The 13,994-nt window shown below is 73.4% G+C and carries 10 protein-coding genes and 1 pseudogene; all 11 read right to left on the reverse strand.

The genetic code is table 11. The features are described from left to right. Nucleotides 1-66: 66 nt before the first annotated feature. A complete protein-coding gene (locus tag AB852_RS24670; RefSeq protein ID WP_107499330.1) occupies nucleotides 67-1,122 on the reverse strand; it encodes an ADP-ribosylglycohydrolase family protein in 1,056 nt (351 codons plus the stop codon). Further along, nucleotides 1,119-2,030, reverse strand: coding sequence for an NUDIX hydrolase (locus AB852_RS24675; RefSeq protein WP_079184891.1), 912 nt, complete (start codon nucleotides 2,028-2,030; stop codon nucleotides 1,119-1,121). The genes AB852_RS24670 and AB852_RS24675 overlap by 4 nt, the downstream gene beginning before the upstream one ends. After that, nucleotides 2,027-3,139, reverse strand: a complete 1,113-nt coding sequence (locus tag AB852_RS24680) for an AAA family ATPase (protein WP_073792351.1) — start codon at nucleotides 3,137-3,139, stop codon at nucleotides 2,027-2,029. The genes AB852_RS24675 and AB852_RS24680 overlap by 4 nt, the downstream gene beginning before the upstream one ends. Beyond that, on the reverse strand, nucleotides 3,136-3,786 hold the full coding sequence (pnuC, locus tag AB852_RS24685) for a nicotinamide riboside transporter PnuC (RefSeq protein WP_073792352.1): 651 nt from the start codon (nucleotides 3,784-3,786) through the stop codon (nucleotides 3,136-3,138). The genes AB852_RS24680 and pnuC overlap by 4 nt, the downstream gene beginning before the upstream one ends. Before the next feature lie 228 nt (nucleotides 3,787-4,014). Further along, entirely contained in the window at nucleotides 4,015-5,184 is a 1,170-nt protein-coding gene (locus tag AB852_RS24690) for a pseudouridine synthase (RefSeq protein ID WP_073792353.1), read from the reverse strand. Next, the gene (scpB, locus tag AB852_RS24695; protein ID WP_073792354.1) at nucleotides 5,184-5,837 is read right to left on the reverse strand and encodes an SMC-Scp complex subunit ScpB; all 654 of its coding nucleotides are present in this window, start codon (nucleotides 5,835-5,837) and stop codon (nucleotides 5,184-5,186) included. Before scpB ends, AB852_RS24690 begins: the two co-directional genes overlap by 1 nt. A 17-nt stretch (nucleotides 5,838-5,854) precedes the next feature. Further along, the gene (locus AB852_RS24700) at nucleotides 5,855-6,988 is read right to left on the reverse strand and encodes a segregation and condensation protein A (RefSeq protein WP_245876894.1); all 1,134 of its coding nucleotides are present in this window, start codon (nucleotides 6,986-6,988) and stop codon (nucleotides 5,855-5,857) included. Then, a complete protein-coding gene (locus tag AB852_RS24705) occupies nucleotides 6,978-7,661 on the reverse strand; it encodes a hypothetical protein (protein ID WP_073792355.1) in 684 nt (227 codons plus the stop codon). The genes AB852_RS24700 and AB852_RS24705 overlap by 11 nt, the downstream gene beginning before the upstream one ends. Beyond that, nucleotides 7,646-8,767 carry a ParA family protein gene (locus tag AB852_RS24710; protein WP_073792418.1) on the reverse strand — a complete coding sequence of 374 codons (1,122 nt, stop codon included), beginning with the start codon at nucleotides 8,765-8,767 and terminating at the stop codon, nucleotides 7,646-7,648. The genes AB852_RS24705 and AB852_RS24710 overlap by 16 nt, the downstream gene beginning before the upstream one ends. Before the next feature lie 448 nt (nucleotides 8,768-9,215). Then, nucleotides 9,216-10,331, reverse strand: a complete 1,116-nt coding sequence (gene ald / locus AB852_RS24715; RefSeq protein WP_073792356.1) for an alanine dehydrogenase — start codon at nucleotides 10,329-10,331, stop codon at nucleotides 9,216-9,218. A 1,463-nt stretch (nucleotides 10,332-11,794) separates the two neighbouring features. Beyond that, a pseudogene (locus tag AB852_RS24720) lies at nucleotides 11,795-13,819 on the reverse strand (tetratricopeptide repeat protein); the annotation flags it as partial. Nucleotides 13,820-13,994 lie beyond the last annotated feature (175 nt).

The following is a 13,994-nucleotide window of genomic DNA, read 5'->3' on the forward strand; positions in this document are numbered from 1 at the left end:
GCGGGTGGCGCGACCCCCCGCCGCCCCCGCCCCGGCACGAACCGGCACGAACCGGCTACGGCCCACTCAGCCCGCGTCGTCCCACAGCGCACCGAACTCCCGCAGCTCACCCGCGTGCTCGACCCGGTCCGCCCAGGACGCGGGCCACGCACCGGCGCCCAGGTGCGCGCCCGCGAACGCGCCGGTGAGACAGGCCAGGGAGTCGGAGTCGCCGGAGGTGCAGGCGGCCCGGCGCAGCGCGGTCAGCGGTTCGTCGGGGAAGAGCAGGAAGCACAGCAGTCCGGTGGCGAGGGCTTCCTCGGCGATCCAGCCCTCCCCCGTGGCGAGGCAGGGGTCGGTCTCCGGGGAGGGCGACCGCAGCGCGGCACGGAGCCGGTCGAGCACGGCCGCGCACTCGTCCCACCCGCGCGCGATGAACTCCTGCGGTGACCGGTCGTCGGCGCGGCTCCACAGATCGCCCAGCCAGCGCTCGTGGTAGCGGGTGCGGTTCTCGTACACGTACGAGCGCAAGCGCCCGACGAGTCCGGCCGGTTCGGCGCCGCGGGCGAGGAGCCGTACGGCGTGGGCCGTGAGGTCGGACGCGGCGAGCGCGGTGGGGTGGCCGTGGGTGAGGGCGGCCTGCAACTGGGCCGCGCCCGCGCGCTGTTCGTCGTCGAGTCCGGGGACGAGTCCGACGGGCACGACGCGCATGTTGGCGCCGCAGCCCTTGGAGTGGATCTGGCTGGCGTCCTGCCAGGCGCGGCTTTCGGTCTTGAGAAGGTCGCAGGCCTGGAGACAGGTGCGGCCGGGGGCGCGGTTGTTGTCGGGCGACCGGTACCAGTCGACGAACTCCTCCCGCACCGGGCGCTCCATCCGCAGCGGTCCGAGGGTGCCGCCCTCCTGGGCGGTGCGTAGCCCGCGCGCGAGAGCGAGCGTCATCTGGGTGTCGTCGGTGATGAACGCGGGGGTGGGCAGCTCCATCGTCCGCCAGGGGCCGCACTTGGCGAGGATCGACGGAACGTCGTCGAACTCGGTGGGGAAGCCGAGGGCGTCCCCGAGGGCGAGGCCGACGAGGGCCCCGGTGGCGGCGCTTGCCGGCTGCGGGCCACGGGATGTCGGGGTGATGGTCGGTGAGGCGGTCATGCGGGCCGTCCTTCCGGGCGCAGCAGAGGTGGGTGCGGGGCGGTGGCCGTACCGGCGCGGTACAGCGCGGCGGGCTTTCCCCGGCCGCCGGTGAGTCTGGCGGCGCCGGGGACGGGTGCCACGAAGCCGGGTGTGGCGAGGACCTTGCGGCGGAAGTTGGCGGGGTCCAGCGAGGTGCCCCAGACCGTCTCGTAGACACGGCGCAGCTCCCCGAGCGTGAACTCGGGCGGGCAGAACTCGGTGGCGAGGGAGGTGTACTCCAGCTTGGCGCCGACGCGGGTGCGCGCGTCGGCCAGGATGCGGTCGTGGTCGAAGGCGAGGGGTTCCCAGCGGCCCTGCGGTACCCAGCGGGCGTGTGCCGCGTCGCCTCCGCCGCGCGGCTCGGGCAGGTCGGGGACGAGCGCGGTGTACGCGACGGAGACGACCCGCATCCTCGGGTCCCGGTCGGGGTCGCTGTACGTCCGCAGCTGTTCGAGGTGGAGTCCGGCGACGGTGTCGGCGGCCAGTCCCGTCTCCTCGGCGAGCTCGCGCCGGGCGGCCACCCCGGCGGACTCGCGCGGCAGGACGAAGCCGCCGGGCAGCGCCCAGCGGCCCAGATAGGGCTCCTGGCCGCGTTGGACGAGCAGGATCTGGAGCGCGCCGTCCCGGACGGTGAAGACGGCCAGGTCGACGGTGACGGCGAAGGGTTCGAAGGCGTACTTGTCGTACCCCTCGGGGGCTCGGACGCCCTCGGGCGCGCCGGGGCCACCGTCGGACGCGCCGGGGGTACCGGGGCTGCCGGGGCTGCCGTCGGCGTCACCGGCGTCATCGCGGTCGCCGGGGTCGCCGGGGCGGGCTGCGGGGTCGGGGCGGGCGGCCGGGTTCCGGTCGTCGGGGCGGCTGGCGGACTGGTCCGGGCGCGTCGTCATCGTTGTCTCTCCGGGAGCGGGTCGGCGAGGTCCCAGCCCGCCGCGAGCAGGGCGTCGACCGCCGTCACGGCGGTGCGTACGCGCTCCTCGTGCGAGCCGGTCACCTGGATGAACTTCCGTCCGGTACGGAGAAGTTCCGCGCGGAAACGTTCAGTCATCCACGGTCTCAGTTCTTCGCCGTCCCGGAGCCCGTCGTCCTCGAACGGCACCCCGTGGTGGTCGGTGAGCAGCCACAGATGGTGGTCGACCTGGTCGGCGATCTCCTCGACCTGGGGGCGGCGTCCGCCGATGTACCGCTCGTGCCAGACGGTCGTGGCGAACGAGTCCGTGTCGCAGAACAGGACGGGTGAGCCCGCGCGGGCCGCCTCCTCCTCGCGTTCGTTCTGCCGCCGGGCGATGACGGGGAACTCGTCGGAGGTGAACTCGACGTCCTCCCACTGGGCCTCGGCCCACCGCGCGCGGAGCGCGTCGAGCTTGGCGGCGCTGTGCTCGCGGCCGTACTCGGGCACCCACCGGGTGTCCGCCCATACGCCGCCCCGGTCCCGGTAGTGCGCGGCGAGGGCGCGGGCCAGGGTGGTGGTGCCGGTGGACTCGGCGCCGAGCACGACGACCCGGCGGGCCAGCCACGCCCGTACGGGACCGGACAGCCGGTCCCAGTGGGCGACCGGGTCCGCGCGGACGGCCGTGCCGGAGACCGGGAAGGCGGTGCGTTCCAGGTCGACGCAGACATGTGCGGCGCCGAACCGGCGGGCGAGTTCGTCGCCGTACCGTTCCGAGGTGAGGACGGCGTCCACGGGGTGCGGCAGTCCGCGCAGCCCGGAGCGGAAGACCGCCATATGGGCGTCCCAGATCGCGGGGTCGCCGGTGTCCATGGGGATGTCGTCGACGACGCCGACGACCCGCGCGCGGGGATGGGCCTCGGCCATCCAGCGCACGCGCGCGTCGAGCGGGATGGACTCCACGGAGGCGGCGCACACCAGGACGGTGACCTCCGCGCAGTGTTCCAGCGCGCTGCGGACCAGATGGTGGTGGCCCGCGTGCGGTGGATAGAACTTGCCGAGCACGAGGCCGTGCCGGTAGCGGTGGGTCCCTCCCGCGCGGGCGCTCACGCCAGGGCCCCGGCGACACGCGCGGGGGTGGGCAGGGCGCGCCGCCAGTTGCGCAGCCCGATCACGCACAGGGCGAGGAATCCGGCGTACAGGAGTGATGTCAGATACAGCTCCTTGTGCGCGTAGAGCGGGATGTAGACGAGGTCCGCCGCGATCCACAGCCACCAGGACTCGACCAGCCCCCGGCACTGGCCGTAGGTGGCCGTGAGGGACAGCGCGGTCGTCAGGGCGTCCCAGAAGGGCACGGTGGAGTCGGTGGCCCGGTCCAGGAGCAGGGTGAGGGCGAGTGTGCCCACCACCCCCGCCGCGAGCAGCAGGACCCCTTCGGTACGGCTCGTGCGCCGCACCCGTACGGGGCCGGAGCCAGGACCACCCCCGTGGGCCCAGGTCCGCCAGCCGTACACGGCGAGGGTGATGAAGACCAGTTGGAGTCCGGCGTCGGCGTACAGCCCGGCCTGGCTGAACAGCAGGACGAAGAACAGGTTGTTGGCGATGCCGACGGGCCAGTTGGCGATGTGCCGCCGGGTGACGAGCCAGACGCACAGCGCGCCGCTGCCGAACCCGAGCACCTCGGTCCAGCTCACAGGGGTGCCGAGCAGGGTGAACAGCGGACGCTGCAACGGCTCGACGAGGTTCGCGAGTTCCACACCCGCCTCCTTAATGGTCGCTTCGACTATAAAGAGGACGAGGGGTCCGCCACAAGGCGATTGCCCGGGGGATTTCCGTCGGCACACCGGAAATTCCGCCGGTCCACCCGCGCGCGGGACCCCACCCGGGCCGGGACACGCCGAAGGCCGGGCCCGGGGAACTCCCCGGACCCGGCCTTCGGACACCTCGGGCGGCGTACCGCCACCAGGCGTGGACCTCGGTGGACCTTAGAGGTCGACCTCCTGCATGAGCATCCCGACCTCGGTGTTGGACAGCCTGCGCAGCCAGCCGGACTTCTGGTCGCCCAGGGTGATCGGCCCGAAGGCCACCCGCACCAGCTTGTCGACGGGGAACCCCGCCTCCGCGAGCATGCGCCGCACGATGTGCTTGCGCCCCTCGTGCAGGGTCACCTCGACCAGGTAGTTCTTGCCGGTCTGCTCCACGACCCGGAAGTGGTCCGCGCGCGCGTAGCCGTCCTCCAGCTGGATGCCGTCCTTGAGCTGCTTGCCCAGGTCCCGCGGGATGGGTCCGACGAGGTGCGCCAGATAGGTCTTCTTGACGCCGTACTTGGGGTGCGTCAGCCGGTGGGCCAGCTCACCGTGGTTGGTGAGCAGGATGACACCCTCGGTCTCGGTGTCGAGGCGGCCCACGTGGAACAGCCGGGTCTCCCGGTTGTTCGTGTAGTCACCGAGGCACTGCCTGCCGTCGGGGTCCTCCATGGTCGAGACCACACCGGCCGGCTTGTTCAGCGCGAAGAACTGGAACGACTGGGTGGCCACGGTCAGCCCGTCGACCTTGATCTCGTCGTTCATGGGGTCCACCCGGAGCCCCTGCTCGATCACGATGGAGCCGTTGACCTCGACCCGGGAGTTCTCGATCAGCTCCTCGCAGGACCGCCGGGAACCGTATCCGGCGCGCGCGAGCACCTTCTGGAGCCGCTCGCCCTCCTGCTCGGCGCCCGGGAACGTCTTCGGGGGCTTCACGTCCTTCTTGTCGGCGTACCGCTCCCTGTTGCGCTCCTCCGCCCGCGCGTCGTACTCGCGGGAGCGCGCCGGAGCCGTCCGGCCGCCGCGCGGCTGGGGGGACTGCCGGGGGCCGCCCTTGGCGCCACCGCGCGCGGCGGCACCCTTGCCGCTCCGGGGACCGGTGCCGCCGCCCTGGGAGCCGCCTCCCGACCCGCCGGAACCGCCCGCCTCGTAGCGCCGCTCCTCCGGGCGCGGGGGCCCGGTCCGCTTCTGCTTGTCGCCGCGCCCGTCGCCCGCGCCGCGGCTGTTACCGCGTCCGCCGCCCGTGCCGCGTCCGCCACCCGCGCCGCGGCTGTTACCGCGCCCGTCACCCGCGCCGCGGTTGTCACCGCGTCCGCTGGTCCTGCCGCCACCGCTGCCGCTGCTTCGCATCAAAGTTCCGTCTTGTCGTCTGCGTGCTCGAAGGTCCCGGAATCGGGTGCATCCGGATCGAACGACGGGACACCCTCCTGGGTCTCGGCCTCGATCGCCGCCGCCTCCGGGAGGAAGGGCGCGAGCTCCGGAAGCTCGTCCAGGCCTCGCAGGCCCATCCGCTCCAGGAAGTAGTCCGTCGTCCTGTACAGGATCGCACCTGTTTCGGGTTCCGCGCCCGCCTCCTCGGTCAGACCCCGCTGGAGCAGGGTCCGCATCACCCCGTCACAGTTCACCCCGCGCACCGCGGAGACCCGGGAACGGCTGACCGGCTGCCGGTACGCGACGACCGCCAGGGTCTCCAGCGCCGCCTGGGTCAAGCGCGCGTGCTGACCGTCCAGGATGAAGCCCTCGACGGCCGCCGCGTAGGCCGGCCGGGTGTAGTAGCGCCAGCCGCCCGCGACCAGGCGCAGCTCGAAGCCGCGCCCCTGGACGGTGTACTCGTCGGCCAGCTCCCGAAGGGTGTCGGCGATCTGCCGCCGGGGCCGCTGGAGGATCTTCGCCAGATGCTCCTCGGTGGCCGGTACGTCGACGACCATCAGGACGGCCTCCAGCGCGGGCCTCAGCTCCAGCGCGGCGACGTCCCGGGCCCCCGCCGGTCCCCCGGCCGCCATGTGGTCGTCCCTGTCACTCACACCGCACTCCCAGCCTTGTCGCGTCTGCCGCCCTGGTCACCCTCGCCGCCCGCCGTACCGTCGCCGTCCGATCGGCCGGTGGCGCGTCCGCGGGCGTCCGGGTCCGCGGGGCGGTCGAACTCGTCCGTGACCCGGGGCGGCTCGTCCCCGTCGCCGCCGGTCCAGCGCACCATGAGTTCACCGAGGGCCTCCTCCTGCTCCAGCGCCACGGCCTTCTCCCGGTAGAGCTCCAGCAGGGCCAGGAACCGCGCCACCACGGTGAGGGTGTCGCCCGCGTCCGCGACCAGCTCCTGGAAGCTCGTCTCGCCGCGTTCCCGCAGCAGTGCCACCACCGCCGCGGCCTGTTCCCGCACGCTCACCAGCGGGGCGTGGATGTGGTCCACGTACACCTGGGGTTCGGGGCGGGGCTGCATCGCCTTGACGGCGAGCCGCGCGAACCCCTCGGGCCCGATGCTGATCACCACGTCGGGCAGCAGTTCCGCGTGGTGCGGTTCCAGCCCGACGGTACGCGGCCGGCGCAGGGCCTCGGCCTCCAGCCGGGCACCGAGGATGTCCGCGATCTGCTTGTAGGCGCGGTACTGGAGCAGCCGGGCGAAGAGCAGGTCCCGCGCCTCCAGGAGCGCCAGGTCCGCCTCGTCCTCGACCTCCGCGGTCGGCAGCAGCCGGGCCGTCTTGAGGTCGAGCAGGGTCGCGGCGACGACCAGGAACTCGGTCGTCTCGTCCAGGTCCCAGTCGGGTCCGCGGCCCCGGATGTACGCCATGAACTCGTCGGTGACCCGGGACAGCGCGACCTCGGTCACATCCAGCTTGTGCTTGGCGATCAGCTGGAGCAGCAGATCGAACGGCCCCTCGAAGTTGACCAGCCGCACCTGGAAGCGGGTGTCGCCCCCGCTCGCGACGCCCGTGCCGCCGGATGCCTCCGGCGCCTCTTCACGCACGAGCGCGTCATCGGACACGAGCACGTCATCAGGCGTTTCTTCCGCAGGCCCACCGGGCTCCCCGGGCCGCCAGGACGCCTCGGACCCACCGAGCCCGTCCGACCCGTCGTGGCCGTCGGACCCGTCGTGACCGTCCGCCCCCGCGGGTCCCGTACCCAGTACACGTCGCCCCCGCCGAGGGCTACCGACCACGAAGCCGCCGTACCAGGATGCTCGCGTCGCCCCGTGACTCCAGATCGGCCAGGACGACGGCGACCGCCTCCCGCACGATCCGCCCCCGGTCCACCGCGAGACCGTGCTCACCCCGCAGCACGAGCCGGGCGTGCTCCAGGTCCATGAGCTCCTCGGCGGACACGTACACGGTGATCTTCTCGTCGTGGCGTTCCCGGCCGCTGGGCCTGCGCGCCGCGCGACCCCGCCGCCGGGCCGCGCTGCCGGACGCGGGCGCGACCGCGCCCCGGCCGGCCGTGGCGGTGGCCCCTGTCGCCCCGGTGGCGGCCTCCGGGGCCGTACGGCGCCCAGGATGCCCTGGAGACTGTTCCATGCCGTCAGACGAGCGCTCAGCGCCCCGGGTCCGGGACTCCCCGGCCTCCGCGTCGGCCGCGGAACCGTGCTCGGCCGCGCCCTCGCCGTGCCGCCCGTTCTGCTGCGGCGTGTGCGGGGAGCGGGCGGGCGACGGTACGGACGGCTGAGCCGCCGACGGCTCCGTGCTCCCGTCGGCGGCGGTCCCGTCACCCTCGGCGGCGGGACCCGGCACCCTGGCCCCGCCGTTCGGCGGGCGCCTGGGGGAGGACGACTGGAGCGCCGTCCCCCCGGTGGTACGGAACAACTCGTCGGCTCCCGGCAGACTCACTCGGCGTGACACCGGGCGAGCACCTCCCTGGCGAGCTGGCGGTAGGCGGCGGCACCGACGGAGTTCGACGCGTACGTGGTGATCGGCTCACCGGCGACCGTGGTCTCCGGGAAGCGGACCGTCCGGCCGATCACCGTGTGGTACACGTGATCGTCGAACGCCTCCACCACGCGCGCGAGGACCTCGCGGCTGTGCACCGTGCGGGAGTCGTACATCGTGGCGAGGATGCCGTCGAGCTCCAGTTCCGGGTTGAGCCGCTCCTGGACCTTCTCGATCGTCTCGGTGAGCAGGGCCACACCGCGCAGCGCGAAGAACTCGCACTCCAGCGGCACGATCACCTTGTGCGCCGCGGTGAGCGCGTTCACCGTCAGCAGACCGAGCGAGGGCTGACAGTCGATCACGATGTAGTCGTAGTCCGGCAGCAGCGGCTTGAGCGCCCGCTGGAGCGTGGACTCGCGCGCCACCTCGGAGACGAGCTGCACCTCGGCCGCGGACAGGTCGATGTTGCTCGGCAGCAGGTCCATGTTCGGAACGGCCGTCTTGAGCAGCACCTCGTCGGCCGACATGCCCCGCTCCATGAGCAGGTTGTAGACCGTCAGGTCCAGCTCCATCGGGTTCACCCCGAGGCCGACCGAAAGGGCGCCCTGGGGGTCGAAGTCGACGAGGAGGACCCGGCGTCCGTACTCCGCGAGGGCGGCGCCCAGGTTGATGGTCGACGTGGTCTTGCCGACGCCGCCCTTCTGGTTGCACATCGCGATGATCTTCGCGGGTCCGTGCTCGGTGAGCGGGCCCGGGATCGGGAAGTACGGGAGCGGGCGGCCCGTGGGGCCGATGCGCTCCCGGCGCTGCCGTGCCGCGTCGGGCGCGAGCGTGGCCGCGTACTCCGGGTCGGGCTCGTACTCCGCGTCGGGGTCGTAGAAGTGCCCGTCGGGCAGGTCGTAGTCGGCGAAGTGGCTGTCGCCGTTTCGGTCGCCGGCCATGGCGTTCACGTGAGGGCCATCCATGCTCTGGTGTGCTGTCTGAATCCGCTGGGGACTCTGCTGGTGGGCTGCGAAGGTGCGGACAGCGACCGAGCCGACAGCCTCGAACCCCACGGGGCCCTGGCCCCGCCCAGGGATTCCTGGTTGACCACCCCCGGGAGTAAATGTCGACTCATTCACAAGTCGTCTTACCTCCTTGGTGACCAGGAAACTTCTCGATAGGTCAGCGTGGCACCATGCCGACGGTTGGCGACTCTATGGCGTGTCACCGCTCCGCAGCAACACAATCCGCCGGACCCGGCACGATGTGTCGGCATCGGAACCCGCCCCTGTCAAGGGCGTACGGCGGCTCTCCACCGCTGTTCACGGGTGTACGAATCGGTTAAAGGGTTACGTTCGAGGCGAGTTGGACCGGTCGGTACGAACACCTCACAGCGCTTCGCACAGTGGCGCGATCCACACATCGACATGCCTACGGCCGGACCTCGTCCACAAGGTCCGGCCGTACGCGTGAGCTTGGCGGCATCCGTTGACCGCGACGCGCGGCGCCGCAGGTCACCGGCCGCGCCGCCGGGCGCGGCCGGGCTCAGCCGAGAAGCGTGTCGAGCTCCAGGTGGTCGAGCCCGTGGGCCTCGGCGACCTCGCGGTAGACGACCTTGCCGTCATGGGTGTTCAGGCCCTTGGCCAGCGCCGGGTCACGGCGCAGCGCCTCCACCCAGCCGCGGTTGGCCAGCTCCACGATGTAGGGCATCGTCGCGTTGGTGAGGGCGTAGGTGGAGGTGTGGGGCACCGCGCCGGGCATGTTGGCGACGCAGTAGAAGACCGAGCCGTGGATCGGGAAGGTCGGCTCGGCGTGCGTGGTGGGACGCGAGTCCTCGAAGCAGCCGCCCTGATCGATCGCGATGTCGACAAGAACACTTCCCGGCTTCATCCGGGACACCAGCTCGTTGGTGACGAGCTTGGGGGCCTTGGCGCCGGGGATGAGGACCGCGCCGATGACGAGGTCGGCGTCGAGGCACGCCTTCTCCAGCTCGAAGGAGTTGGAGACGACGGTCTGGATGCGGGTGCCGAAGAGCTTGTCGGCCTCCTTGAGCTTGTTGATGTCACGGTCGAGCAGTGTGACGTGGAAGCCCATGCCGATGGCGATGGTCGCGGCGTTCCAGCCGGAGACCCCGCCGCCGATGACGACGGCCTTGCCCGCGGCCACACCCGGGACCCCGCCCGGCAGCACACCGCGGCCACCGGCCGGGCGCATCAGGTGGTAGGCGCCGACCTGCGGGGCGAGCCGGCCCGCGACCTCGGACATCGGGGCGAGCAGCGGCAGCGCGCGGTTCGGCAGCTCGACGGTCTCGTAGGCGATCGCGGTGGTGCCGGAGGCGACGAGGGCGTCGGTGCACTCCTTGGAGGCCGCCAGATGCAGGTACGTGAAGAGCGTCTGGTCCTTGCGCAGCCGGTGGTACTCCTCGGCGATGGGCTCCTTGACCTTGAGCAGCAGGTCGGCGGTGGCCCACACCTCGTCGGCGGTGGCGAGGATCACGGCCCCGGCGGCGACGTACTCGGCGTCCGTGATCGACGACCCGGCACCGGCGTTCTGCTCCACGACGACCTGGTGGCCGTGGCGCACCAGCTCATGCACACCGGCGGGGGTGATGGCGACGCGGAACTCGTTGTTCTTGACCTCGCGGGGGATGCCGACCTTCATCGTCGATCACGGTCCTTGACTCAGGGGTTTTTTCGGGGCAATGCACTACACACCCGGATATGCGCGGGCACATCGAGCGGCACCACGAAAGAACGCGGCGGAGCCAGTCTAATGAAGGACTTCCAGCTGTCTAGCCTTCCAAAGCATCAATCTTTCCTGGATGCACTGCGGATTTCGTAGGTGGAATCGGTGATTCCGCCTTACACCTCCCTGATTACGGGCCCGATCACCGTCATTGGCACGGTGCTCCGGTGCCCCACGGCCCCCGGTAGAGGGCCGCCGGAACACAGCCCCACGCGCCCCCGCACGCCACCCTGCGCCCCGTCACGCCCCACCCCGCTCCGACCCGTCACGGGCGACCACCCGGCCCGTCCCGCCCGTCCGGTCGGGCCGGTCGGTCGGCCGGCCGGGCTGCCGGGCTGCCGGGCTGCGGTGAGCGCTCGGTGTGCCAGGGGTCGCAGGACGGGCGGCGGCACCCGGTGTGCCGGAGGACTCAGGACCGGCCCCCGGCACCCGATGCGCCAGGCGGCTCAGGACCGGCCGCGCGGTTTGCCACCGCGTGAGCTCCGCCTGCGCGTCGGCTCGGACCGCCGTTCCGCTTCCGGGGCCGACGCGATCGGCGTGAGCGGTACCACGACGGATTCCGCGGCGGCGTCCGCCGCGCGTTCCACGGTCTCCGGCCCGCCGGGTCCTGCCCCGACCGGGTCCGGCGCCACGGCGGGTCCGGGAGCACCCGCCCCGGCCGGGGGTCCGCTCACGTCCGGCGCGGGCCTCACCTGGTCCGCGCCACCGGCGGCCGGTGCGGCACCGGGTTCCTGGACGACGGGCGCGGCGAGCGTGGCGGGCCGGGCGTCGGGGCGGGGCGCGATGTCCGCGCCGTCGGCACCGGGACGTGCCACCGGCTCCGGGACGGCCTCCGCCCGCGTCCGGGCGACGGGCTCGCGGAGCCGTTCCGGTTCCGGCGCGACGAGGCCGCCCGGCCCGCCCAGGTCGACCGGCCCGCCCAGGTCGACCGAGGCGGCGTGCTCGTCCCGGCTCGTCCGGCTGCCGTCCGAACCGGTGCCGCCGCTGTCCGGACCGTCCTGGACACCCGAGGCGGCCAGGGCATCCGAGGTACCCGAGACGGCCGATGCGCCCGAGGCATCCAGCGCCTGCGGAGCATCAGAGGCCTGCGGGGCGTGCGCGGCGTCCGGAACACCCGAGATGCCCAGGACCCGCGGGACACCCTGCCCAGCCCGACCACCCGGAGCGCCCTGACCACCCGGAACACCCGGAGCACCCGGAGCACCAAGGCCGTCCGGACTGTCCGGACTGTCCGGGCCGTCGTGCGCGTCGCGCGGGCCGTCCGGGCCGTCCGGGCCGTCCGGGCCGATCCCACCACCAGGGGCGGACACCGTCGTGCTCCCCGCCGTCCGGCTGGCCGTCGCCACGCCCGTGTCCGCGCCCGCGCCCCCGTACTCGTACCCGTCCGGCCCGGCCGGGTCCTCGCCCAGCATCCGCTCGGCCGCGTTGCGGTGCAGCTGCGCGGTCGAGGAGTCCCCGAGCCGGTCGAGGGTGTCCGCCAGCCGGAGCTGGAGCGCGGCCTGGAGCCGGGCGTCGTCGGCCCTGCGTGCCCACTCGACGGCCTCGTGGCAGGTGCCGAGCGACTCGTCGGGGCGGCCCGCGTACTCCTGCACCCGGGCCAGCTCGCTGAGCGCGCGGGCCACCGCGGGGATGTCCCCGGCCCTGCGGTGCCCGGACACCGCCGAACGCCAGTTGCGCAGGGCGTCGCCGTAGCGGCCCGCGTAGGTCTGCACCCCCGCGATCCGGCCGTGCAGCCGGGCCGCGTCCTCCCCTTCGCCGCGGGCCAGCCGCTGGGCCAGCGCGCGTCCGTACCAGTCGGCGGCCCGGTACCAGTCCCCCAGCTCCTGATAGGCGCCGCCGACGGACTCCATCGCGCGGCCGGTCGCGTACGGGTCCCGGGCCTGCCGTCCGGCGTCCAGCGCGGCCCGGTAGCGGACCAGGGCGTCCTGGGTGCGGCCGGTGCGGGCGTCCAGGTCGGCGAGGTTCAGCAGGGCGGCGGCGCGTTCACGCGGGAGGTCGCGGCGCTCGGCCACGTCCAGGACCAGCGCGTGGATGCCGTACAGGTCGGGGGCGGCGGCCCCGGTGCCCTCATGGGCGACGAGCGCCCGGGTCAGCGCGGCCATCAGCCGGCGGGCCAGGGTGTCCAGCTCGCCGTCCGCGACGGCCGTCCGGGCGGCGGCGAGCAGCGCGGGCCGCCGGATGCGCAGCCAGTCGGCGGCGGCCCGCGGGTTGGGGAAGCGCAGCGCGCGCGGGAGCCCGGCGAGCCGGCTCTGGGCCAGGGCGTCGTCGGTCTGGGTGATCGCGCGGCAGGACTGGAGCAGCCGTACGGTCCGCTCCAGCATGCGGGCCCGCGCGAGCTGGACCTCGGCGGGCCGGTCCTTGGTCTCGGTGAGGTTGCGCAGCAGGGGGACGAGGCAGTCGGGGACCTCGTACTGCGGGAGCGGGGAGTCGACGCGGCGCAGCAGGCCGAGCGCGGTGAAGTCGTCGAGGGTCGACCGGGCGGCGGAGACCGAGCAGCCCGCGAGGGCGGACGCGGTGTGCGGGTCGGCGAGGCCGCCGGGGGTGAGGCTGAGCAGTCGCAGTATCCGGGCCGCGACGGCGGGCAGGGCCTCGTAGGAGTGGTGGAAGACCCGGGCCAGGACGGGGCCGTCCTCGGACCGGGCGCGCAGCCGTTTGGCGAGGTCCGCGACGGACGACTTGGGGCGGGCGGCGAGCCAGCCGCCGGCGAGGACGAGCGCGGCGGGCTGGGCGCCGCATTCCTCGACGAGTCCTTCGGCGGCGAGCGGGTCGACGGTGACGCGTACGGAGCCGGTCCAGCGGGTGAGGAGCTCCACGGCCGACTTGGTGTCGAGGCCGCCGAGGGTGCAGGGCCGTACGTCGGCGACGCCGGTCAGGGGGCCCTCGGTGACGGCGAGGACCAGGCTGGACGGGGTGGGCGGCACCAGTTCGTCGACCTGTTCGGCGTCGGCGGCGCCGTCGAGGAGGAGCAGTACGCGCCGGTCGGTGAGGGCTTCGCGCAGATCGGCGGTCAGGTCGTCGGCGGACGCCCCCGCGGGGGCGGGGACGCCGAATGCGTCGAGGAGCGCGCGGGCGGCCCGGTCGGTGGGGACGGGGGTGCCGTCGGGTTCGGTGAGCCGGGCCCGGAGCACCCCGTCGGGGTAACGGTGCGCGACCTGCCGGACGAGTTCGTCGGCGAGGGCGGTGCGGCCCGAGCCGGGGCGTCCGGCGATGAGCAGCACGCGCGCGCGTGGCGCCTTCTTCCCGGCGATGGTGTCGAGGCCGGCGCGTTCGATGTCGGCGCGCAGCTCCTTCAACTCCCGGGTCCGTCCGAGGAACTGACTCTCCGTGGGGGCGGTCGCCGACGCACGGGGCCGCCCGCCCCCGGAAAGCCGGGTGCCGTCGGTGTCCACCGCCTGATCCGTCACGGGCCACGCTCCCGTTCCACTGCGCGCAGGTGCCCGCCGGGGCTCCGGACGGGGTGCTTTCAGAGCCTAGTTCACGCTCTGCGACGAACAGTGAGGAGCACGGCGGGCGGGGCGGGAGCGTCGCCCGATCGGATGATCAGCCGATCGGGCGATTCACCCGGGCCGGTGGCCGGAC

It is taken from the genome of Streptomyces uncialis, from assembly GCF_001905345.1.
GTDB lineage: Bacteria > Actinomycetota > Actinomycetes > Streptomycetales > Streptomycetaceae > Streptomyces > Streptomyces uncialis.